Annotated in this window: 18 protein-coding genes, 1 tRNA gene and 2 pseudogenes; 16 read left to right on the top strand and 5 right to left on the bottom strand. The window is 70.0% G+C overall.

Annotated features, from left to right (window positions below):
• The first annotated feature begins 38 nt into the window (after positions 1-38).
• The 10 genes from D473_RS0116140 to D473_RS0116095 all read left to right on the top strand — a co-directional run bounded on the left by D473_RS0116140 (position 39) and on the right by D473_RS0116095 (position 12,871).
• Positions 39-1,976: a TIGR03960 family B12-binding radical SAM protein gene (locus D473_RS0116140; RefSeq protein WP_017610094.1), complete on the top strand. Its 1,938-nt coding sequence runs from the start codon at positions 39-41 to the stop codon at positions 1,974-1,976.
• A gap of 352 nt (positions 1,977-2,328) precedes the next feature.
• Entirely contained in the window at positions 2,329-3,291 is a 963-nt protein-coding gene (locus D473_RS0116135; RefSeq protein WP_017610093.1) for a TIGR03936 family radical SAM-associated protein, read from the top strand.
• A 158-nt stretch (positions 3,292-3,449) separates the two neighbouring features.
• Positions 3,450-6,602 (top strand): ribonuclease E/G, encoded by a 3,153-nt coding sequence (locus D473_RS26140; RefSeq protein ID WP_017610092.1) that lies wholly within the window; start codon positions 3,450-3,452, stop codon positions 6,600-6,602.
• A gap of 376 nt (positions 6,603-6,978) precedes the next feature.
• Positions 6,979-7,290 carry a 50S ribosomal protein L21 gene (gene rplU, locus D473_RS0116125; protein ID WP_026127021.1) on the top strand — a complete coding sequence of 104 codons (312 nt, stop codon included), beginning with the start codon at positions 6,979-6,981 and terminating at the stop codon, positions 7,288-7,290.
• A 12-nt stretch (positions 7,291-7,302) separates the two neighbouring features.
• Positions 7,303-7,557: a 50S ribosomal protein L27 gene (gene rpmA, locus D473_RS0116120; protein WP_017610090.1), complete on the top strand. Its 255-nt coding sequence runs from the start codon at positions 7,303-7,305 to the stop codon at positions 7,555-7,557.
• Positions 7,558-7,683: 126 nt separating this feature from the next.
• On the top strand, positions 7,684-9,048 hold the full coding sequence (obgE, locus tag D473_RS0116115) for a GTPase ObgE (protein ID WP_017610089.1): 1,365 nt from the start codon (positions 7,684-7,686) through the stop codon (positions 9,046-9,048).
• Between the two features lie 98 nt (positions 9,049-9,146).
• Positions 9,147-10,310: a glutamate 5-kinase gene (proB, locus tag D473_RS0116110; RefSeq protein WP_017610088.1), complete on the top strand. Its 1,164-nt coding sequence runs from the start codon at positions 9,147-9,149 to the stop codon at positions 10,308-10,310.
• Between the two features lie 147 nt (positions 10,311-10,457).
• Positions 10,458-11,573, top strand: a complete 1,116-nt coding sequence (locus tag D473_RS0116105; RefSeq protein ID WP_017610087.1) for a WD40/YVTN/BNR-like repeat-containing protein — start codon at positions 10,458-10,460, stop codon at positions 11,571-11,573.
• Positions 11,574-11,584: 11 nt separating this feature from the next.
• Positions 11,585-11,923 carry a MoaD/ThiS family protein gene (locus tag D473_RS0116100; RefSeq protein ID WP_017610086.1) on the top strand — a complete coding sequence of 113 codons (339 nt, stop codon included), beginning with the start codon at positions 11,585-11,587 and terminating at the stop codon, positions 11,921-11,923.
• A 60-nt stretch (positions 11,924-11,983) separates the two neighbouring features.
• Positions 11,984-12,871 (top strand): alpha/beta hydrolase fold domain-containing protein, encoded by an 888-nt coding sequence (locus tag D473_RS0116095; protein ID WP_026127019.1) that lies wholly within the window; start codon positions 11,984-11,986, stop codon positions 12,869-12,871.
• Between the two features lie 9 nt (positions 12,872-12,880).
• On the opposite strand, the gene D473_RS0116090 is transcribed toward D473_RS0116095, so the two are convergent.
• On the bottom strand, positions 12,881-13,630 hold the full coding sequence (locus D473_RS0116090; protein ID WP_017610084.1) for an SDR family oxidoreductase: 750 nt from the start codon (positions 13,628-13,630) through the stop codon (positions 12,881-12,883).
• A gap of 283 nt (positions 13,631-13,913) precedes the next feature.
• Here D473_RS0116090 and D473_RS0116085 point away from each other — a divergent pair, with 283 nt between their 5' ends.
• Both D473_RS0116085 and D473_RS0116075 read left to right on the top strand, forming a co-directional pair.
• Positions 13,914-15,182 carry a glutamate-5-semialdehyde dehydrogenase gene (locus tag D473_RS0116085; RefSeq protein ID WP_017610083.1) on the top strand — a complete coding sequence of 423 codons (1,269 nt, stop codon included), beginning with the start codon at positions 13,914-13,916 and terminating at the stop codon, positions 15,180-15,182.
• Between the two features lie 242 nt (positions 15,183-15,424).
• Complete coding sequence (locus D473_RS0116075; RefSeq protein WP_026127018.1) at positions 15,425-16,390, top strand: hypothetical protein; 966 nt, start codon at positions 15,425-15,427, stop codon at positions 16,388-16,390.
• Between the two features lie 258 nt (positions 16,391-16,648).
• Here D473_RS0116075 and D473_RS0116070 read toward each other — a convergent pair whose 3' ends face one another.
• The gene (locus D473_RS0116070) at positions 16,649-17,728 is read right to left on the bottom strand and encodes a M48 family metallopeptidase (RefSeq protein ID WP_026127017.1); all 1,080 of its coding nucleotides are present in this window, start codon (positions 17,726-17,728) and stop codon (positions 16,649-16,651) included.
• Between the two features lie 266 nt (positions 17,729-17,994).
• Between D473_RS0116070 and nadD the strand changes: the two genes are divergently transcribed.
• From nadD to D473_RS0116050, 4 genes are all read left to right on the top strand, one after another.
• The gene (nadD, locus tag D473_RS0116065) at positions 17,995-18,612 is read left to right on the top strand and encodes a nicotinate-nucleotide adenylyltransferase (RefSeq protein ID WP_275040656.1); all 618 of its coding nucleotides are present in this window, start codon (positions 17,995-17,997) and stop codon (positions 18,610-18,612) included.
• Positions 18,613-18,629: 17 nt separating this feature from the next.
• On the top strand, positions 18,630-19,028 hold the full coding sequence (gene rsfS, locus D473_RS0116060) for a ribosome silencing factor (protein WP_017610079.1): 399 nt from the start codon (positions 18,630-18,632) through the stop codon (positions 19,026-19,028).
• Positions 19,029-19,055: 27 nt separating this feature from the next.
• Positions 19,056-19,679 (top strand): histidine phosphatase family protein, encoded by a 624-nt coding sequence (locus D473_RS0116055; RefSeq protein ID WP_017610078.1) that lies wholly within the window; start codon positions 19,056-19,058, stop codon positions 19,677-19,679.
• A gap of 83 nt (positions 19,680-19,762) precedes the next feature.
• A tRNA-Ala gene (locus tag D473_RS0116050) sits at positions 19,763-19,835 on the top strand.
• Positions 19,836-20,204: 369 nt separating this feature from the next.
• On the opposite strand, the gene D473_RS28720 is transcribed toward D473_RS0116050, so the two are convergent.
• From D473_RS28720 to D473_RS28775, 3 genes and pseudogenes are all read right to left on the bottom strand, one after another.
• On the bottom strand, positions 20,205-20,396 hold the full coding sequence (locus D473_RS28720) for a DUF3459 domain-containing protein (protein WP_394296770.1): 192 nt from the start codon (positions 20,394-20,396) through the stop codon (positions 20,205-20,207).
• Positions 20,397-20,477: 81 nt separating this feature from the next.
• Positions 20,478-20,846: pseudogene (locus D473_RS28780) on the bottom strand (alpha-amylase family glycosyl hydrolase); the annotation flags it as partial.
• Between the two features lie 86 nt (positions 20,847-20,932).
• Positions 20,933-21,877, bottom strand: a pseudogene (locus tag D473_RS28775) (alpha-amylase family glycosyl hydrolase); the annotation flags it as partial.
• Positions 21,878-21,895 lie beyond the last annotated feature (18 nt).

Here is a 21,895-nt window from a genome sequence, read left to right as displayed (position 1 = left end):
CGACGAAGCACGACGTCCGCCGAACGAAGGCTCACACCATGTCCGTCGAAAGCCTCTTCCCGCGTTTGGAACCTCTGCTCTCCCAGGTGAGCAAACCGATCCAGTACGTCGGCGGTGAGCTCAACTCCGTGGTCAAGGACTGGGACCAGGCCCAGGTCCGCTGGGCGCTGATGTACCCGGACGCCTACGAGGTGGGTGTGCCCAACCAGGGTGTGCAGATCCTCTACGAGGTCCTCAACGAGCAGGAAGGGGTCCTGGCCGAGCGCACCTACGCGGTGTGGTCGGACATGGAGCAGCTCATGCGCGAGCACGGCGTCCCGCACTTCACCGTGGACGGCCACCGACCAGTCGTCTCCTTCGATCTGCTCGGGGTGAGTTTCGCCAGCGAGATGGGTTACACCAACCTGCTCACCGCGCTGGACCTGGCCGGGATCCCCCGCTACGCACACGAACGCACCGCCGAACACCCGGTCGTGCTCGGCGGCGGGCACTCGGCCTTCAACCCCGAACCCATCGCTCCGTTCCTGGACGCCGCGGTGCTGGGCGACGGTGAGGAGATCAGCCTCGCCATCACCGAGATCGTGCGTGAGTTCAAGGAGGAGGGCGAACCCGGCGGCCGCGAGGGCCTGCTGCTGCGCCTGGCCGAGACCGGAGGCGTGTACGTTCCCCAGTTCTACGACGTGGGTTACCACGAGGACGGCCGCATCGCCGGGTACGTCCCCAACCGCCCGGGGGTGCCCTCGGTCGTGCAGAAGCACACCGTCATGGACCTCGACAAGTGGCCCTACCCCAAGAAACCCGTCGTGCCGACCGCCGAGTCGGTGCACGAGCGCTACAGCGTGGAGATCTTCCGCGGCTGTACCCGCGGGTGCCGGTTCTGCCAGGCGGGGATGATCACCCGTCCGGTGCGTGAGCGCAGCCAGGAGACCGTCACGTCCATGGTCCAGGAAGGTGTGCAGAACTCCGGGTTCCAGGAGGTCGGCCTGCTGTCGCTCTCCAGCGCCGACCACAGCCAGATCGGGGGCATCGCCAAAGGGCTGGCCGACCGCTACGAGGGCACCAACACCGGCCTGTCGCTGCCCTCCACCCGGGTGGACGCCTTCAACATCGACCTGGCCAACGAGCTCACCCGCAACGGGCGGCGTTCCGGCCTGACCTTCGCACCCGAGGGCGGTAGTGAACGCATGCGCCGGGTCATCAACAAGATGGTCACCGAGCAGGACCTCATCCGCACCGTGACCGCCGCCTACGAGGCCGGGTGGCGCCAGGTGAAGCTGTACTTCATGTGCGGCCTGCCCACGGAGGAGGACGAGGACGTCCTCGCCATCGCCGACCTGGCCACGGAGGTCATCCGTGCCGGGCGGGAGGTCACCGGGCGCAAGGACATCCGCTGCACCGTCTCCATCGGCGGGTTCGTGCCCAAACCCCAGACCCCGTTCCAGTGGGCGGGGCAGACCCCCTACCAGGACGTCGACTCCCGCCTGCGCAAACTGCGCGATGTCCTGCGCGGCGACCGCAAGTACGGCAAGTCGGTGGGCCTGCGCTACCACGAGGGACGCCCCTCCATCGTCGAGGGCCTGCTCTCCAGGGGCGACCGCCGCGTCTCGGCCGTCATCGAGGAGGTCTGGGACGCCGGCGGCCGTTTCGACGGCTGGAGCGAGCACTTCTCCTACGAGCTCTGGGAGAAGGCCGCCGAGACCGCGTTGGAGGGGCAGCCGGTGGACCTGGACTGGTTCACCACCCGTGAGCGCGACGAGGACGAGATCCTGCCCTGGGACCACCTGGACGCCGGGCTCGACCGCGACTGGCTGTGGCAGGACTGGCAGGACTCCCTGCACGGCGAGGAGTCCCTCGAGGTCGATGACTGCCGCTGGAGCCCCTGCTACGACTGCGGGGTGTGCCCCAGCATGGGTACGGAGATCCAGATCAACGCCCCCGCCGGGGGCAGGCCGATGCTGCCGCTGACGGTCGTGTGAAACCCGTGGCACACACGAAAAAGGCCTCCCGGTCCGTCGGACCGGGAGGCCTTCGCCGTTTTGCGCCGAAGCTGTAGACTTCGCGCTCTGAAGCCCGCCCGACCCTCACGGGGAGGCAGGGCGAAGAGGAAGGGTAAGGCCCGGCGCCCCGCTCGCGCCGGGCCTTACATGTAGTAAGACTCGCGGGTCACCTCGCGGGTTGCCATCCTCGGCAGATTTTTCTTCGGATTTTTTTCCGCGGCCCCCGCGTTGAGGTGGTGAACACCGGTTCGAACCCGGCCCAGGACGTCGGAGGACTTTTCGATCCCAGGTCAGTGGGGAGATACCGGTATGCGTAGTCCTGTTGGCGCATGTGCACCGCGGTGCCCCGTACGCTGAACAGGACGAGGAACAGCCCCTTCAGGTCGCCGGACGGCCTCACGGAGCGGGCACGAAGAAAGGAGTTGAGCTGCCCCCCGCACCCGAGGGCATCACCTCACCCTCCACCACCACACCCGGACACCGGCTTCGTGTCCGCTACGCCAAGCGCGGGCGCATGAGGTTCGCCAGCCACCGGGACATCGCCCGGGCGCTCGAACGCGCCCTGCGTCGGGCTGCCGTGCCCGTGGCGTTCTCCCAGGGCTTCTCACCTCACCCCAAGATCTCCTACACCGGAGCGGCACCTACCGGCGTGGCCAGTGAGGCCGAGTACCTCGAACTCACCTTGACCGAGGAGCGACCGCCCGAGGGCGTGCGCGCCGGCCTCGACACGGCGATGCCCGACGGGATCGATGTCGTGGAGGTCGTCGAGGCGCGCCGATCCGGGCTCGCCGATCGGTTGCAGGCATCACTCTGGTCGGTGGAACTGGCGGGAGTCGGCCCCGACGACGCCGCCGAGGCGGTGGCCACTTATCTGGCCGCCGACAGCGTCGAGGTGGAACGGGTGACCAAGAAGGGCCGCCGCCGTTTCGACACCCGGTCGGCGGTGGTACACATCGACGTGTCGGGTGACACCGCCGAGTCGGAGCCAGAGGGACGACACGCGGCATATGCCATACTTCATATGGTCGTTCGGCACATGCAACCTGCCGTCCGACCGAACGACGTGCTGACCGGCCTCCACCACGTGGCCGACCTCGCGCCGCCGTCATCGACAACGGTGACCCGGCTGGCGCAGGGGCCGCTGGACGAGGCTACAGGTGCGATCGCTGATCCGCTCACCGTGGACCGGACCGACGCTCAGGCAACGAGCACCGGTACTGCGGACCCGTACGCCGAAGAGCGGCGCGACAACGCACCACAGCCGTCGGCGTCCACGGCGGGGCCTTCACGATGAGCGGCCTCGTGAAAGGGGAACGTGGACGTGACCACAGGACTTTGCCCGGTGGCACCGAGGTGCTGCCGGCGCTGACACAGCGACGACAGTTCTCGTGAGGCGGCGCAGCGACCGAAAGGCCGCTGCGCGCCCGGGAACTTTGACGGGAGACCGCCCGGATGCTCGACAACGAGCCCACGAACGGTGCCGAAGGCACCGCGGGTACGACCGAAACGACCGACCACGAAACGGTGGAGTCCGCCACAGGGGGAGGCGTGCGTGTCTCGACGCCGCCGACGGCCAAGGGCGCACGCCGCGCCGCGGGACCGCCCCCCGAACCCGACGAGATCTTCTCGCCGCCGTCGAGCGACCGTGTCACCTCCCTCGCCGGTTCCGGCGAGGGAGGCACGGTCAAGACCGCGGTGAGCACCCCGGCCTCGGGCAAGCGCACCGTGCGCGCCGCCGGGAGCCCCGCCGATGCACCTGTCCCGGCCCGGTCGGAGGTCTCCACCGAGGGGGACCGGGCCGATGAGGACGAGACCCGGGGCCGCGGCGGGCGCACCAGGTCGCGGACCGGAACCGACAAGGCGCGGCGTTCCGAGAAGCCGCAGCGCGAGAAGCCGGCCAGGAAGACCGGGAAGAAGGCGGAGCAGGAGGCCGAACAGGCCGCCGAGCCCCGGCAGGAGACCACCGAGGAGCCCTCGGAGGACACCTCCGCACAGCCCGGAAGCCTGTTCCAACCGCCCAGCACCCTGTTCCAGCCGCCGATCGTCCAGGCGCAGTCCGCCAAGGCTACCGCCGCCGAGCGGACCCGTGAGGACGACAGCGGGGACGAGGACACCGAACAGGACACCGGCTCTGCCGAGACCGAGTACGAGGACGACGGCGAGGACCGCCCGAACCGCCGCCGTCGCCGCCGTGGGGGACGGGGCCGCGGCCGCTCCCGCACCGCGGAGAGTGACAACGGCCAGGAGCACTTCGAGGACGAGCCGGTCCCGCAGGAGAACGGCAAGGCCGAGAACGGGCGGGGCTCCGGCGAGAAGAAGGACCGCTCCGGCCCCGACCAGGACGCTCAGGACGAGGAGATGGACGAGGGCGGCAGCCGCCGTCGCCGCCGTCGCCGCCGCCGGTCCGGTGCCAACGGCGGTGACGGGTCCACCAACGACGATCCGCCCAACACCGTCGTCAAGGTGCGTGAACCGCGTCCGGAGAAGCCCATCGAGGACGAGGTCCAGGCGGTCCGGGGTTCCACACGCCTGGAGGCCAAGAAGCAGCGCCGCCGCGAGGGCCGTGAACAGGGCCGGCGCCGTGCCCCGATCGTGACCGAGTCGGAGTTCCTGGCACGGCGCGAGTCGGTCAAGCGCGACCTCGTGATCCGCCGCACCGGCGACCGCACGCAGATCGCGGTCCTGGAGGACGACGTCCTGGTCGAGCACCACGTGGACCGGGCGACCCACCGTTCCTACGTCGGGAACGTGTACCTGGGCCGGGTGCAGAACGTGCTGCCCTCGATGGAGGCCGCCTTCGTCGACATCGGCAAGGGCCGTAACGCCGTCCTGTACGCCGGCGAGGTCAACTGGGACGTGCTCGGCGTCGAGGGACAGCCCAAACGCATCGAGTCGGTGCTCAAGTCCGGCCAGTCGGTGCTGGTGCAGGTCACCAAGGACCCGATCGGCCACAAGGGCGCCCGCCTGACCAGCCAGATCAGCCTGCCCGGCCGCTACCTCGTGTACGTGCCCGGCGGCTCGATGACCGGGATCAGCCGAAAGCTCCCCGACAAGGAGCGTGCGCGCCTGAAGCAGATCCTCAAGAAGGTCATGCCCGCCGACGCCGGCGTGATCGTGCGCACCGCCGCCGAGGGGGCCAGCGAGGAAGAGCTCGAGCGCGACATCTCGCGCCTGGCCAAGCAGTGGGACTCCATCCAGCGCAAGTCGAAGTCCAACACCGCGCCCGCGTTGCTCAACAGCGAGCCCGACCTGACCATCCGGGTCGTGCGCGACGTGTTCAACGAGGACTTCTCCAGCATGGTCATCTCCGGTGAGGAGACATGGCAGACCGTCCACGAGTACGTGGACTACGTCGCCCCGAACCTCGCCGACCGTCTCTCGCACTGGACCGAGGACAGCGACGTCTTCGCCGCCTACCGCATCGACGAGCAGATCAACAAGGCCCTGGAACGCAAGGTCTGGCTGCCCAGCGGCGGTTCGCTCATCATCGACCGCACCGAGGCGATGACGGTCGTGGACGTCAACACCGGCAAGTTCACCGGCCAGGGCGGAAACCTCGAGGAGACCGTCACCAAGAACAACCTCGAGGCGGTCGAGGAGATCGTGCGCCAGCTGCGGCTGCGCGATGTCGGCGGAATCATCGTCATCGACTTCATCGACATGGTCCTGGAGACCAACCGCGATCTCGTGCTGCGCCGGATGCTGGAGTGCCTCTCCCGGGACCGCACCAAGCACCAGGTGGCCGAGGTCACCTCGCTGGGCCTGGTGCAGATGACCCGCAAGCGTGTGGGACAGGGGCTGTTGGAGGCGTTCTCGCACACCTGTGAGCACTGCAGCGGGCGCGGCCTGCTGGTCGCCGACGAGCCGGTCGAGAACAAGGGCGGCAACGGCAACGGCAACGGCCGTAAGAAGAAGAACAAGGGCAAGGGTGACACCGACGCCTCGGCCGACAAGGGCGGTAAGGACCAGGCCGACCAGGGTGAGAAGCCCGACAAGGCTTCGGACAAGTCCGGTGGCAAGAGCGCCAAGGCCGACAAGTCCGAGAAGGACGACAAGGGCGAGAAGGCGGCCGAGGAGTCCGGGGCCGCCGACCAGGCCGACGAGGCGCCCTCGGGCAAGAAGTCCAAGGGCCGGGCCAAGGCGGCCAAGAGCGCCGGCAAGAAGGCCGCCGGCACTTCTGGGGAGACGTCGGGTGAGGCCGCTGGTGGGCAGGGCGGTGAAGGGTCGGCGGAGAAGGCCGGGTCCGCCGAGGCCGCCCCCGCCAAGCGCACCCGCAAGCGCTCCACACGGGCCGACAAGGCCGCCGAGGCCGGCCGGACGGCCGAGACCGAGCAGGTCACGGAGGAAAGCTCCGAGAAGGGCGCGGCCCCGGCCGAGGAGAAGGCCGAGGAGGCGCCCGCAAAGCGCACCCGCAGGCGCACCACCCGTTCGTCCGCCCGCAGGGCGGCCGAGGAGGGTGCGGGCTCGGGAGAGACCGAGGAACCGGTCTCCGAGAACCCCGCGACGCCGGAGGGCGACGAGGAGGCCGCAGAGCGGCCGAAACGGCGCCGTACCCGGCGTACCAAGGCAGCGGCATCGGCCGGAACCGCCGCGGACGCCGACTGATCCGGCGCGGGAGACGGCCAGGTCCGGACCGGGCGTGAACCCGGTCCGGGCACAGGCCTGATGTGCGGTCCTGTGGCAGGGCAGTGGTAACCTGGTGGACGGTGCGTCGGCGCGCTCTACGTGAACGCGCGCCCCGACATCGAAGTGCTCTCCACGCAGGGTTTGTTTCCCTCAGATCCCCGCGCCCCGCTACAGGCGATCAGTGGATCGTGGAATGAGGCTTCCCTCCACTCCTCGGTGGGGTGATTCCTCCCGGTCAGGCCTGCAAAGGGCACGGCCGGACCCAGGGCCCCGGGTCTCGGGCCCCGAGCAGGGGATGGTCCCGGGGATGGTCCCGAGCGCAGTATTCGTCAGCGAGCAGGAAGAGAGTTACCCGGTGTACGCGATCGTGCGAGCGGGCGGCCGACAGGAGAAGGTGTCCGTCGATGACGTCCTGAACATCGACAAGGTCACCGAGGAGACCGGCGCCACCATCACGTGGCAGCCCATCCTCGTCGTCGAGGACGGCAATGTGGTCGCCGAGGCCGACAAGTTGAGCGGTTACTCGGTCACCGCCGAGGTCCTCGGGGAAACCAAGGGCCCCAAGATCAATATCGTCAAGTACAAGAACAAGACCGGTTACAAGAAGCGTCTGGGCCACCGCCAGAAGCACACCCAGGTGCGCGTCACCGGTATTTCGGCGAAGTAGGAGGACTCGGACATGGCCAGTAAGAAGGGCGTTTCTTCCAGCCGGAACGGTCGCGATTCCAATTCCAAGCGCCTCGGTGTGAAGCGCTTCGGGGGTCAGAACGTCGCTGCCGGTGAGATCCTGGTCCGTCAGCGCGGCACCAAGTTCCACCCGGGCGACAACGTCGGCCGTGGCGGCGACGACACGCTGTTCGCGCTCGTCGGCGGCGAGGTCGCGTTCGGCAGCTTCCGGGGCCGCAAGGCTGTGAACATCGTTCCCGCGAGCTGAGTTCCGCGAACGAGACGGATTTCGGGAGGCGGGCCAGGAACACTGGTCCGCCTCTTGCGTTGTCACAGGTGACACGCGTGAACGAGCGGGACCGCAGAAGCGGCCCGATGAGTGACGGGGAGAACAATGCCTGACTTCGTCGACGAGGCGGCTCTGTACATCAGAGCCGGGAACGGCGGGCACGGCTGCGCCTCCGTCCACCGGGAGAAGTTCAAGCCGTTGGGCGGGCCCGACGGTGCCAACGGCGGTCGCGGTGGCGACGTGGTCCTGGAGGTCGACGCCCAGAGCGCGACCCTGCTCGACTACAAGCGCCGTCCCCACCGCGCGGCGCAGAACGGCACACCCGGTCAGGGTGGCCACCGCGCCGGTGCCAACGGCCAGGAACTCGTGCTGTACGTGCCGGACGGCACCGTGGTCACCCACGCGGACGGCGAGGTCATCGCCGACCTCGTCGGCCACGGCACCCGCCTGGTGCTGGCCCGGGGCGGCCGCGGCGGCCTCGGCAACGCCGCACTGTCCTCCAAGAAGCGCAAAGCCCCTGGTTTCGCCCTCAAGGGCGAGGAGGGCGAGGCCCTCGACGTGCGCCTGGAGATGAAGACCATCGCCGACGTCGGCCTGGTCGGTTTCCCCAGCGCGGGCAAGTCCTCGCTGATCGCCGCGATGAGCGCTGCGCGTCCCAAGATCGCCGACTACCCCTTCACCACCCTGGTCCCGAACCTGGGTGTGGTCGAGGCCGGCGCCGTGCAGTACGTCGTCGCCGACGTTCCCGGTCTGATCCCCGGCGCCAGCGACGGCAAGGGCCTGGGCCTGGAGTTCCTGCGCCACATCGAGCGCTGCTCCACCCTCCTGCACGTGCTGGACTGCGCCACCTACGAATCCGACCGCGACCCCCTCAGCGACCTGGAGGCCCTGGAGGCCGAGGTCGCCGCCTACGGTGAGCGCACCGGCCTCGACCTGTCCGACCGTCCGCGCCTGGTCGTGCTCAACAAGGTCGACGTGCCCGACGCCCGCGAGCTGGCCGAGATGGTCACACCCACACTGGTCGAGCGCGGTTACCGGGTCCTGGAGGCCTCGGCCGCTTCCCGCGAGGGCCTGCGGGAGCTCTCCTACGCACTCGGTGAGCAGGTGGCCGCCGCACGCGCCAGTGCGCCCGCGCCCGAGTCCACCCGTGTCGTGCTGCGTCCCAAGGTCATCGGCGACACCCCGTTCGAGGTCGCCTCCCTGGGTGACAACGTCTTCCGGGTCCGCGGCGACAAGCCCACCCGGTGGGTCTCCCAGACCGACTTCTCCAACGACGAGGCCGTCGGTTACCTCGCCGAGCGCCTCAACCGCCTCGGTATCGAGGAGGAGCTCGCCAAGCTGGGTGCCGCCGAGGGCGCGGAGGTCTACATCGGTCCGGAGGACAACTCCGTGGTCTTCGACTGGGACCCCTCCTCCAACGCCGAGGCGGTCCCGTCCGGCCCGCGCGGAACCGACGCCCGGCTGGGCTGAACCGCGCGGGGACCCGATCTCCCGAGACCAGCCGGACCCTCGTCAGGTACACGCGCGGCGCCGGCGCGCCGCGCCACGGATGGAAAGCTCCTCGCACGGTGCACAGCGCAAGCAGTGACAAGATCGACGCCCTGGAGGCCGAAGGACGCGCCGCGGTGGCCGCCGCGAGCCGGATCGTGGTGAAGGTGGGGTCGTCGTCGTTGACGACCCCGGAGGGCCGGATCGACGCCAACCGGATCCGTGACCTCGTCGACGTCCTCGCCGTACGGCGCACCGCCGGGCAGGAGGTCATCCTGGTCTCCTCCGGCGCGGTCGCCGCGGGCATGACGCCTCTGGGGATGACGCACCGCCCGCACGACCTCGCCTCCCAGCAGGCCGCCGCCAGTGTGGGCCAGGGCCTGCTCCTGGCCGCCTACACCGCCGAGCTCGCCCGGTACGGCGTCAACGCCGCCCAGGTGCTGCTCACGGTCGAGGACATGATGCGCCGGGTCCAGCACCGCAATTCCCAACGCACGCTGCGGCGCCTGCTCGACATCGGCGCGCTCCCGATCGTCAACGAGAACGACACCGTCGCCACCCACGAGATCCGCTTCGGCGACAACGACCGGCTCGCCGCGCTGGTGGCGCACTTGATGCGTGCCGACGCGCTGCTGCTGCTCTCGGACGTGGACGCCCTCTACGACGGCAAACCCTCCGACCCCGGCACGTCCGTGGTCGACCTGGTACGCGACCCCACCGATCTGGCGGGGCTCGACATCGGCAGCACGGGCAAGCGCGGTGTGGGTACCGGCGGCATGGTCACCAAGGTCGATTCCGCGCGCATCGCCAGCCAGGCCGGGGTGCACACCGTTCTGACCTCGGCGGGCAACGCCGGGGCCGTCCTGAGCGGGGAGCGGGTCGGTACCTTCTTCGCTCCCGCCGGCGGACGGCGCCCCTCGGCACGCCAGCTCTGGCTCGCGCACGCCACCGCCGGGCGCGGCAGCCTCGTACTCGACCCGGGTGCGGTGCGGGCCGTGGTGCAGGAGAAAGCTTCCCTGCTTCCGGCCGGGGTCGTCAAGGTCCGGGGCGAGTTCAGCGCCGGCGATCCGGTCGACCTGCGTGATGAGGAAGGCGCCGTGGTGGCGCGGGGGCTGGTCAACTACGACGCCGTCGAGGTGCCCGACCTCATGGGCCGCTCCACGCGCTGGTTGGCGCGGGAGATGGGGCCCTCCTACGAGCGCGAGCTCGTGCACCGCGACGACCTGGTGCTGCTCGGGCACTGAGCCCCTTCACCGGCGGTGCGGCTGCTTCTTACAGATGAGGCAAAGAGTTTCGGAAATCCTCCCGAAGGCCGCTCATTCTGTCGGTGCCGCGCGGTCTACTCGTGTGAGAGCCGGATCACCCGGTTCAGGCACGTGGGAGGACCGCACATGACCGCCGTACGGCTGCTGGTGGGCACGCGCAAGGGCGCCTTCGTTCTCACCTCGGACAGCGCACGCAAGGACTGGCAGATCGAAGGCCCGTATTTCGGAGGGTGGGAGGTCTACCACATGGTGGGCAGCCCGGCCGACCCCGACCGGGTGTACGCAGCGCCGTCCATGGACTGGTTCGGCCAGGTCGTCCAGCGCTCCGACGACGGGGGCAGGACGTGGGAGCCGGTGGGCAACAAGTTCGAGTACGCCGGTGAGGTCGGGACCCACCCCTGGTACGACGGCACCCCTCGCCCGTGGGAGTTCACCCGGGTCTGGCACTTCGAACCCTCGCCCGACGATCCCGACACCGTCTACGCCGGGGTCCAGGACGCCGCGTTGTTCCGCACCACCGACGGCGGACAGAGCTGGCAGGAACTGGACGGGCTGCGCACCCACGCGACCGCATCGGGCTGGAACCCCGGGGCGGGCGGACTGTGCCTGCACACGCTCCTGCTCGACCCGCGCGGCAACGGCCGGATGTTCGCCGGGATCTCCGCCGCCGGGGTCTTTCGCTCCGAGGACGGGGGCCAGAACTGGACCGCCGCCAACCGCGGCCTGCTCACCGACGGCATCCCCGACCCCGACGCAGAGGCCGGCCACTGCGTGCACAACCTGGCCATGCACCCCTCCAGGCCGGACGTGCTGTTCATGCAGAAGCACTGGGACGTGATGCGCAGCGACGACGGCGCGGAGCACTGGACGGAGATCAGCGGGAACCTGCCCACGGACTTCGGCTTCCCCATCGCGGTGCACGCCCACGAACCCGAGACCGTCTACGTGGTACCGATCACCAGCGACTCGCTGCACTATCCGCCGGACGGCCGGCTGCGGGTCTACCGCAGCCGCAGCGGCGGCCGGGAGTGGGAACCGCTCACCGACGGCCTGCCGCAGCAGGACTGCTACGTCAACGTGCTGCGTGACGCGATGGCCGTGGACACGTTCGACGACTGCGGGGTGTATTTCGGCACCACCGGCGGCCAGGTCTACGTCTCCTCCGACTCCGGCGACAGCTGGACCACCGCGGCGCACACACTGCCGTCCGTGCTGTCCGTCGAAGTGCAGACCCTGGCGTGAAGGGGGATCCGATGGACTCCGAAGCCGTGCCGCAGAGCGTCGGCGAAGCCCGGGAGGTACGGGTCAGGCTGCCCTACCACCTGCGCCATCTCGCCCGCCTCGACTCGGAGGTCGTGGTGCGGGTGGCGGGCCCGGTGACCCAGCGCTCGGTACTGGACGCGCTGGAAGAGCGCTACCCCGTGCTCGAAGGCACGATCCGCGACCACACCAGTGGGCGCCGCCGGGCCTACCTGCGCTTCTTCGCCTGCGAGGAGGACTTCTCCCACGAACCACCGGACGATGAACTGCCCGCCAGTGTGGCCTCGGGCGCGGAGCCCTTCATGGTCGTGGGTGCGATGGCGGGGGGATGAGGACTGCGGACCCGGGACCGTGTGAAAAGCTCGGGTCCGACCTTGCCGAAGGAGACACCCGTGCCCAGCGTGACCATGCACGCCCTGTCCCTGCTCTTCCGCGTGACCCGCAAACGGCAGCTGAGCACCGTCGAACGGGCCCGCAAGCGTATCGCCGCGCCCAAGGACGACTCCGCCCCGCCGGCGCCGCTGCGCCACCGGTACCGAGTCACGCAACGCCGGGTGGCGGGGTTCCCCGTGTACACGGTGCGGCCCTCCGGCGGGCCCGACCCCCGGAGGGCCGTGTTCTACCTGCACGGCGGTGCCTACGTCAGCTCCATCACCCCCTGGCACTGGAGGCTCATCGCTCTCATGGCCGACCAGGGGTGCCGCGTCGAGGTCCCGCTGTACGGCCTGGCGCCGGGCCACACCCACCGGGAGGCGCACCCGTTCCTGGACCGGGCCTGGGCCGATCTCGTGGCCGACGTCCCGGCCTCCCGCACGGTGCTGGCTGGTGACTCGGCCGGGGGAGGGCTCGCCGTGGCCCTGGACCAGCGCCGGGCCGCACGGGGACAGGAGGGGCCGGCCCGCATGATCCTGCTCGCCCCGTGTGTGGAGGCCACTCTGACCGACCCCGGTATCGCCGGGATCGAGCCCCACGACCCCTGGCTGGCCACGATCGGGCTGCACGAGTGTGTACGGGCCTGGGCGGGCGGGGACGACCCGGCCGATCCGCGCCTGAGCCCGCTCTACGGGGCACACGAGGGGACCGCGCCGATGGACGTCTACGTCGGCACACACGATCTGTTGCTGCCCGACCTGAGGCGCCTGCGCGAGCGGCGGCTGGCGGCCGGGGCCCGGACCGACCTCATCACTTGTCCCGGGGCCTGCCACGTGTATCCCCTCGTGCCCTGTCCCGAAGGGCGCCGGGCCCGTATGCGGATCCTGGCGTCCCTGCGCAGGCTGTGATCCCCGGCCTCAGGTCATGCGGCGCACCACCGACAGCGGAGCCCTCTTGAGCAGGAACCCGAGCGGAACCCACGGCCAGGCCGGAACGTAGGCCTTGGCCTTGCGCTTCTCGATCGCCTTGACCATCGCTCGGGTCCCGGGCTCGGTGTCGACCATGAACGGGGGCTGTCGGGCCACGTGTTCGTTCATCTCCGAACGGATGTAGCCCGGGTAGATCACCGACACGTCCAGGCCCGGGATCCTCTCGGAGCGCAGCCCCTCGGCGAGCGAGGCCACGCCCGCCTTGGTCGCCGCGTAGACCGTCATGGCCTTGCGCATGCCCCGCAGGGCCGAGATCGAGGAGACCATCACCAGGTGGCCGTGCTCCTGGGCCCGGAAGACCTCCAGCGCCGCCTCGGCCTGGGAGAGCGCGCCCACGAAGTTGGTCACGGCGGTCTCCCGGTTGGCGTCGGGACTTCCCTTGCCCAGCGCCACACCCTTGCCCAGGCCCGCGTTGACCACGACCCGGTCCAGGGTGCCGAAGGTCCAGGCCAGGTCCCGGACAACGGCGAGGACGGCCTCGTGGTCGGTCACGTCCAGGGTGCGCAGTTCCACGCGGCGCTCGGGGTGGGCGGCGGCGATCTCCTCCCGCAGGGCCTCGAGTTTGGCCACCCGCCGCGCACACAGACCCAGGTCATACCCCAGGGCCGCGAACTGCCGGGCCATCTCCGCGCCCAACCCGGCGCTGGCGCCGGTGATGACGATCGTTCCCTTGCTCATCTTCGCCGTCTTCTTCCCTGTGGTGCCGTGGGGGCGACCGGCCGTCGAGGGGACCGGTCATGCCCACCGACCCTACGGGGACGGAGAGCACCGGGACCGAACGGGGTTCGGGGAACTTCCGCACCGGCCGGAAGGGGAACGCGGAGGGCCGTCGGAAAGGTGTTGTGGACAACCCTCCACCGCGACATTCGACCGCCTAAAGTGGAGGGACACCGACCCCGTAGGCCCTACGACGCTGCAGGGAGCCCGAAGCGGGGAGCGATCTTCGACGAGAGAGAACGCGATGACTGACACCGAGCGCGAGGTCCGCGCGGTCGCCGAACGTGCCCAGGACGCCGCGGCCGACCTGGCCCCGCTCAGCCGGGGCGTGAAGGACACGGCGCTGCACGCCCTCGCCGACGCCCTGGTCAAGCGGGCCGACGAGATCACCGAGGCCAACACCCGCGACGTCGAACGGGCCCGGTCCGAGGGGACCTCCCCGTCGATGATCGACCGGCTCACGCTCACCCCCGCCCGTATCGAGCAGATCGCGGACGCCGTACGCGCCGTCGCGGACCTGCCCGACCCGGTGGGGGAGTCGGTGCGCGGCGGTGTGCTGCCCAACGGGCTCGACCTGCGCCAGATCCGTGTGCCGCTCGGTGTCATCGGCATCATCTACGAGGGCCGTCCCAACGTCACCGTCGACGCCGCGGCGCTGTGCCTCAAGAGCGGGAACGCCTCGCTGCTGCGCGGGTCCTCCTCGGCCTACGACTCCAACGCCGTCATCGTGCAGGTGCTGCGCGATGCCCTGGCCGAGACCGGGGTGCCCGTCGACGCAGTGCAGATGGTGCCCGGGCGCGGCCGCGACTCCTCGGCGGCGCTCATGCGGGCCCGCGGGCTGGTCGACGTGCTCATCCCGCGCGGGGGCTCCTCCCTGATCCAGGCCGTCGTGCGCGACTCCACCGTCCCGGTCATCGAGACCGGCGAAGGACTCTGCCACGTCTACGTCGACGCCGACGCCGACCTGGACAAGGCCCTCGCGATCGCGACCAACGCCAAGGTGCAGCGCTGCTCGGTGTGCAACAGCGCCGAGACCCTCCTGGTGCACCAGGACGTCGCCGACGCCTTCCTGCCCCGGGTCCTGGAGGAACTGGCCGGGGAAGGGGTCACCGTGCACGGTGACGAGAAGGTGGCCGCCGCGGCCGCCGGGACCCCGGTCGAGGTCGTGCCCGCCACCGACGAGGACTGGTCCACCGAGTACCTCTCCCTGGACCTGGCCGTACGGGTGGTACCCGACATCGACACCGCGCTCGCCCACATCCGAAAGCACTCCACCCAGCACACCGAGGCGATCGTCACCGACTCGCTCAAGGCCTCCCGTTACTTCGTCGCCCGGGTCGACTCCGCGGCGGTCATGGTCAACGCCTCCACCCGGTTCACCGACGGGGGCGAGTTCGGGTTCGGCGCGGAGATCGGCATCTCCACCCAGAAACTGCACGCCCGCGGCCCCATGGGGCTGCCGGAGCTGACCTCCACCAAGTACGTCGTGACCGGGGACGGCCACGTGCGCTGATGCCGGCCGGGTGCCCCGTGTGAGGCGGGGCGCCCGGGGCGTGTGGTCGGTCCGGACGCCCGCTTCCGGATGTCGGAGCCGTTCTCCGGCCCGACACCTGGAGGGAAGCGAAAGTTCGGACAAACCGTATTCCCAAACCGGGGCGGACTCGGTACTTTCGCTGTGGTGTGCGTCTCTTCCCGGACCCCGGGCCCGCAGGAGCAGCGCCCGCACCACGGTCACGACGAAAGGAATCCCCCCGTATGAAGCTCCGGAGCACGGTCGCGGCCTCTGCCACGGCTGCTTTTGCCGTAGGCGGCCTCGCGCTCATGGCCACCCCCGCCCAGGCCGATCTCGTCACCCACTGCGAAGGCCACGGCGGTGACGTGACCCTGCCCACCCCGCTCGCCGTCCCCGCCGGTGCCAGCTGCTACCTGGACGGCACCGTCGTCCAGGGCGACGTCACCGTCGGAGAGGGCGCGAACCTGCACATCATCGACGGTGAGCTCGAGGGCGAGGTGACGGTCGAGGCCGACGGTTACTTCGACTCCGCCGGCTCCGGCATCGATGGCGAAGTCACGAACACCGGAGCTTACGGAACCTACCTGGAGGGTTCCGACGGCGCGGGCGTCACCGCGACCCCCGCGGAGGGCTTCGACGACGGGTTCGTCTATGTGGTCGATTCCGCCCTGAACTCCGTCGACTCCGAGGCCGGGGGCATCTACGTCGTCGGCTCCGACATCAGCGACGGTGTCGCCGCCACCGGTGTGGAGTACGCCGACGTCGTCGACTCGGTCCTGCGCGGGGACCTGTCGGTGACCGACTCCGAGAGCGGCGGCATCCTCTGCGACAGCGAGGTCATCGGCTCGGTGGCCTACAGCGGCAGTGCGGGCCCCGTGGCCGTCGGCGCCGGGGAGGAGGACGGTTTCTGCTCCTCGGTCAACTACGTCGACGGTGACCTGAGCGTCACCGGTGTCTCCGGCGGCGCCTACATCGACAACAACATCGTCGGTGGGTCCCTCGTCGCCGCGGACAACTCCCCGACCGCCGAGATCGGTGACGACAACCGCGTGCGTGGCGACGTCGACACGGAGGAGGCCGCCCTGAGCACCTTCGGCGCCGAGGTCACCGGCGAGTTCGAGGCGCACGAGCAGAACCTGACCGGTGAGGTCGAGGAGAAGCGCACCGAGACCGTGGAGGAGGCGATGGAGGCCGGCCCCGCCTTCTGATCCCGTGGCCGGCGTGGTCCCGGAGCGGCCCTCGGTCTGATCCCCGGCGGATTCCACCGCAGGGTGCGTTCCGGGGCACGAGGTGGCCATCCCTGTCGTACATGTCGCCGCCGTGCGCCCTCGGTGTACGGCGGCGGCGCGTGTGCTGGACGCTGCGGAACAGGGCACCCGCACCACGGCCGGGGCTGCCGTCCACCGGGACCGCTGCGGGCCGTGTGGGGCCGTCACCGGGCGAGGTCCGGGCCCGGGACGAGGGCCTCAGCCTCGGCCGCTGCCGTCGTTGTCGCTGTTGCCGTTCTGCTCCCCGTTGCCGTTCTGGCCGCCGCCGCGCCAACGCTCGGCGACCGAGTCGAAGATACGGCCGCCGGCCCCGGCCGCGCCGCCCGCGACGTCGCGCACCACGTTCACCAGCGGGTCCTTGCTGCGGCCCCAGTCATCGCGGTAGGAGCCCGCGGCCCGGCCGGCTTCGTGGCTGACATTGGCGTCGGAGTCCTGGCTGCGCCGCGGGTACCGGCCGTCCAGGATGCTCTGGTACTCGCCGCTGTCGATCCAACGCTGCACCTCGGCCACGCGCACGACCGCGAAGGGGTGGCTGGCGGGCAGGGTGGCCATGAGCTTGAGGACACTGTCGACGGCGTCGCCGCCCTCGTCGTACTCGCGGGCCTGCTCCATGAACGCGTCGGGGTTCATCTCCGACAGGTTGGATCCCCCGGCCAGCTTCATGAGTGCACGCTTGGCGGCGTCCTGGTCCTGGCACGCCAGTAGCCCCGCACGGTCGGCGGACAGCTCCGACTTGCGGTGCCACTCCTTGAGCGCCACCAGGATCGCCTGGATCGCCAGGGCGCCCAGCGGGATCCACATGATCTTCTGCGCGATCCACACCAGGAGCAGCAGGAGCGTGCGGTAGATCGCGTGGCCGCTGAGGATGTGGCCGACCTCGTGGCCGATGACGAAGCGCTTCTCCTCGGCGTCGAGGAGGTCGAACAGACCCGTCGACATCACCAGGAACGGCCTCTTGCGGCCGATCGCCATTGCTTTGGGAACCGGGTCCATCTTGACGTAGAGTTCCGGAACTTCCTTGAGGTCCAGGACGTAGGCGGCGTCGCGCAGGTAGTCGTTGAGCTCGGGGAACTGGGTGGGTCCCACCCGTACGGAGTTGGCGAGGTAGAGCAGGCGCAGCTGGCGCTCGCTGACCCGGCCGAACAGGCTCTTGACCAGAGTGTCGAAGCCGCTCAGCGACCGCAGCGCGACCAGAGCGCCGCGGTCCGCCGGGTGCTCGTAGGCGCGGGAGGACAGGTCGGGGAGTCGGACGCGCACGCGGTCCGGTGTGTTTGCCATATCGGCATGTTATGCGGGGATCCGGGACTTGGCCATGGTTCCCGGCAACGAGATATAACTTGTTTGCGCGAGGTTCTCGTGCGCTTCGGGAAGAGTGGGCCGCCGAGGATCGTTGGACCGCGTACGGGTGGGAAAACGGGGGAGGGCACCGTTGCGGTGGCCGGCACGTCGACTAGTCTCGGTTGGCCGAAACCGGCAACGGCCACGTCCACGGCGAAACGGAGCGCACAGTGGCGCACGCAGTGAAAGGCGGGTCCCAAGGAGGGATCTCCCCCGCACGGCGGGGCGGCGCCTCACCGACCAAGGTCGGCATCATGGGCGGCACCTTCGACCCCATCCACCACGGCCACCTCGTGGCCGCCAGTGAGGTCGCCCACCTGTACGGGCTCGACGAAGTCGTCTTCGTCCCGACCGGGCAGCCCTGGCAGAAGGACCTCGCCAAGGTGACCCCCTCGGAGGACCGCTACCTCATGACGGTCATCGCGACCGCGGAGAACCCCCAGTTCCGGGTGGACCGCATCGAGATCGACCGCGAAGGGCCCACCTACACCCTGGACACCCTGCGCGAGCTCAGCGCCTCCTACGGGCCCGAAGTCGACCTGTACTTCATCACCGGCGCCGACGCGCTCGGCGCCATTCTGAGCTGGCACAACGTCGATGAACTCTTCCACCTCGCGCATTTCGTAGGCTGTAACCGGCCCGGTCACCACCTCAGCGACTCCGGACTGCCCGAGGGCAAGGTCTCGCTGGTCGAGGTGCCTGCGCTCGCGATCTCCTCCAGCGAGTGCCGCGAGCGTGTCCGCAAGGGCGAACCCATCTGGTACCTCGTGCCGGACGGGATCGTCCGCTACATCAACAAGACCGGGCTCTACCTAGAGACCTGAAAGGCAGTAAGCACAACGTGACAGCCACCGACAGGGCACTGGAGTTGGTCGAGGTCGCCGCAGCGGCCGCCTCCGACAAGCTCGCCCAGGAGATCGTCGCCTACGACGTCAGCGACCAGCTCATCATCACCGACGCCTTTGTGCTCTGCTCGGCGCCCAACGACCGCCAGGTGCGCTCGGTCGTGGACGAGGTCGAGGAGCAGCTGCGAGTGCAGTCCGGTGCCAAGCCGGTGCGCCGCGAGGGTGAACGCGACGGGCGTTGGGTCCTGCTGGACTACGCCGACATCGTCGTGCACATCCAGCACGAGGAAGAACGCGGATACTACGGGCTCGAGCGCCTCTGGAAGGACTGCCCCGAGATCGAGCTGCCCGCCAACGCGCGCGGTGCCGAACGCACCCCGCTCGACGAAGCCTGAGCCGCGGACCGAAAGAAGAGACACCCCGTGAGTGAGACCCTTCGTGTGCTGTTCTGGCGACACGGGCGCACCGCCTGGAACGTGGAGAACCGCTTCCAGGGACAGACCGACATCGGGCTCGACCGAGTCGGGCACGCGCAGGCCGAGCGCGCCGCCGGCCTGCTCGCCACACTCACCCCCGACCTCCTCGTCGCCTCCGACCTGGAACGTGCGGCCGACACCGCCGGATACCTCGGCCGTGCCGCAGACCTGAGGATCGATTACGACAAGGGCCTGCGGGAACGGTACGGCGGTTCCTGGGAAGGGCTCACCGGTGTCGAGATCGCCCGGCGCTGGCCCGCCGAATACGCGGGCATGGACATCCCCGACGGGGAAGACGTGGCCGAGGTCGGCGACCGTATGCAAGCCGCCGTCGACCGGGCTCTGGAACGCACCCCGGCCGATGGGCTGCTCGTCGTGGTCAGCCACGGGGCGGCACTGCGGATGGCCCTTTCCCGGATGCTGGGTGTGCCCGACGAACAGCGCGAGATCCTCGGCCCGATCAGCAACTGCAGCTGGTCGATGCTGGCCCGCCGACGGGACACCTGGCGGCTCATGGAACACAACGCCGCCAGCCTCCCCGAACCGGTCGTGCTCAGCGACGACACCTGACCCGGCGCCCCCGTTTCGACGTCAGCGCCGGATTCCGTTATGGTTCAGGGGTCGGAACGGGCACTGCCCGCCGATCCCGACACGGGGCTATGGCGCAGTTGGTAGCGCGCCTCCATGGCATGGAGGAGGTCTGGGGTTCGAATCCCCATAGCTCCACTGGAAAGACCCTGCTCGGGGCCTGGCGGCCCCTTCGCAGGGTCTTTGTGTTTTCCGGGGGGACGGCCCCCGTGCCCCCCGGTGTGCGCTCGCGCACGTGGGGTCTGCTGTGGCGGGTGTGGGCAGACCGGCGCTGATCCGCTCCGGGGGAGCGGCTCTGTTCGGCACGTGTCGCGCGGTGGTCTCCCAGCCCTCCTTACGCGGTCTCTGCTCGCCCGGAGCCCCTCGACCATGCGGGCCCGAGGGGCCGAGCCCGCACGCCAGTATGAGCTCGACCGCGGGAAGGCCCCTGCCCGAAGGAGGCGGGCAAGGAAACCACGAGGGGCGAGCCACGGGGCCCAGGCCGCCCGGCCCGGATGCCGCGCCCTCTCAGGGCTCCCGGTGCAACCACACCGCCGCTTCGCCCGGCAGCTCACCGCCGGGCAGCGCTTCACTGGCCACCATGATCTCCCCCTCGGGGAGCGGAACGGGGTCCGTGCCGGTGTTGACCAGTACCAACACGTACCCGCCCCGCCAGAACGCGAGCAGCTGCCCCCGGTTCAGATCGGGATCCCAGTTCACCTCCTCGTCGACGTTGCAGTCCGGGCGCAGAGACAGCGCCGCCTGGTACAGGCGCAGCATCGAGCCCCGCTGCCGGGCCTGCGCCTCCACCGAGTACTGCCCCCACCAGGACGGCTGGGGCAGCCACGAGCCGTTGCGCCCGAACCCGAACGAGGTCCCTTCCGCGCTCCACGGCAGCGGGACCCGGCACCCGTCACGGCCCTTGTCGGTGTGCTCGCTGTTGTCCCAGCGCGGGTCCTCCAGAGCTGTGGCGGGAAGGTCCGCGACCTCGGGCAGCCCCAGTTCCTCGCCCTGGAAGATGTAGGCCGACCCAGGCAACGCCAGCTCCAGGAGCGCCAACGCGCGGGCCCGCCGCTGCCCCTGCTCCGGGTCGGGCTCCGGCTCNNGGGGCCCCGCCGCTGCCCCTGCTCCGGGTCGGGCTCCGGCTCGTGCCCGTCGGAGAGCAACCATGCCTTCAGGTCGGTACCGGCGGGCAGTCCCAGCACCGACACCGGCCGCACCACGTCGTGGTTGCCGATGACCCAGGTCGGCACGGTCCCGACCTCGTGCGCGTCGGCGAGGGAGGAATCGATGACCCGGCGGTAGGCTTCGGCGTCCCAGGGCGCCTCCAGGAAATCGAAGTTGAACGCCTGGTGCAGTTCGTCCGGGCGTGTGTACAGCACCCGCCGCTCGCTGGGCAGCCACACCTCGCCCACCATGGCGCGCGGCGGGTCGTAGGAGTCGGTCACCCGCCGCCAGTCCCGGTGTACTTCGTGCACCTCCGGACGGTCGAGCAACGGGTGGTCGGGGTTGGCGAGGATGTCCTCGAAGCGCCCGCCCTCGACCTGGACCAGGTCCCGCAGCGGTTCGTTCAGGTCCTTGGCCATGGCGTAGGCGACGTCGATGCGGAACCCGTCCACACCCTTTCCGGCCCAGAACCGGAGAATCCCGCGGAACTCCTCGCGCACACGCGGGTGGCCCCAGTCCAGGTCCGGCTGCTCGGGCGCGAACATGTGCAGATACCACTGCCCGTCGGGCACCCGCGTCCACGCCGGGCCGCCGAAGGTCGAGCGCCAGTTCGTCGGCGGCAGCTCCCCGCCGGGCCCCTTGCCGTCGCGGAAGACGTACAGTTCCCGCTCCGGCGATCCCGGCCCGGCCTTCAACGCCTCCTGGAACCACGGGTGCTCCAGCGAGGTGTGGTTGGGCACGATGTCGATCATGACCTTGAGCCGGCGCTTGTGGGCGGCCCGCACCATCGCCTCGAAGTCCGACAGTGTGCCCAGGGACGGGTCCACGCCCCGGAAGTCGGACACGTCGTACCCGCCGTCGGCCCAGGGGGAGGGATAGAACGGCGAGAGCCAGATCCCGTTCACCCCCAGGGCCGCGATGTGGTCGAGCCGTGCGGTGAGGCCGGCGAGATCGCCGACCCCGTCGCCGTCGGAGTCGGTGAAGCTGCGCGGGTAGACCTGGTACAGCACGGCGTTACGCCACCATTGGTGCATGTGGGCCCTCCGGTTCGG

The organism is Nocardiopsis xinjiangensis YIM 90004, assembly GCF_000341145.1.
Taxonomy (GTDB): Bacteria; Actinomycetota; Actinomycetes; order Streptosporangiales; family Streptosporangiaceae; genus Nocardiopsis; species Nocardiopsis xinjiangensis.
Note: the sequence above shows the minus strand (reverse complement) of the source record. Positions and strands in the feature narration are given on the sequence as shown.

Bases quoted from the DNA above. Each gene is read 5' to 3' on its own strand.
- D473_RS0116140 (WP_017610094.1), top strand. From the start codon at position 39: ATGTCCGTCGAAAGCCTCTTCCCGCGTTTGGAACCTCTGCTCTCCCAG.
- D473_RS26140 (WP_017610092.1), top strand. From the start codon at position 3,450: ATGCTCGACAACGAGCCCACGAACGGTGCCGAAGGCACCGCGGGTACG.
- rpmA (WP_017610090.1), top strand. From the start codon at position 7,303: ATGGCCAGTAAGAAGGGCGTTTCTTCCAGCCGGAACGGTCGCGATTCC.
- obgE (WP_017610089.1), top strand. From the start codon at position 7,684: ATGCCTGACTTCGTCGACGAGGCGGCTCTGTACATCAGAGCCGGGAAC.
- D473_RS0116105 (WP_017610087.1), top strand. From the start codon at position 10,458: ATGACCGCCGTACGGCTGCTGGTGGGCACGCGCAAGGGCGCCTTCGTT.
- D473_RS0116100 (WP_017610086.1), top strand. From the start codon at position 11,585: ATGGACTCCGAAGCCGTGCCGCAGAGCGTCGGCGAAGCCCGGGAGGTA.
- D473_RS0116090 (WP_017610084.1), bottom strand. From the start codon at position 13,630: ATGAGCAAGGGAACGATCGTCATCACCGGCGCCAGCGCCGGGTTGGGC.
- D473_RS0116085 (WP_017610083.1), top strand. From the start codon at position 13,914: ATGACTGACACCGAGCGCGAGGTCCGCGCGGTCGCCGAACGTGCCCAG.
- D473_RS0116075 (WP_026127018.1), top strand. From the start codon at position 15,425: ATGAAGCTCCGGAGCACGGTCGCGGCCTCTGCCACGGCTGCTTTTGCC.
- D473_RS0116070 (WP_026127017.1), bottom strand. From the start codon at position 17,728: ATGGCAAACACACCGGACCGCGTGCGCGTCCGACTCCCCGACCTGTCC.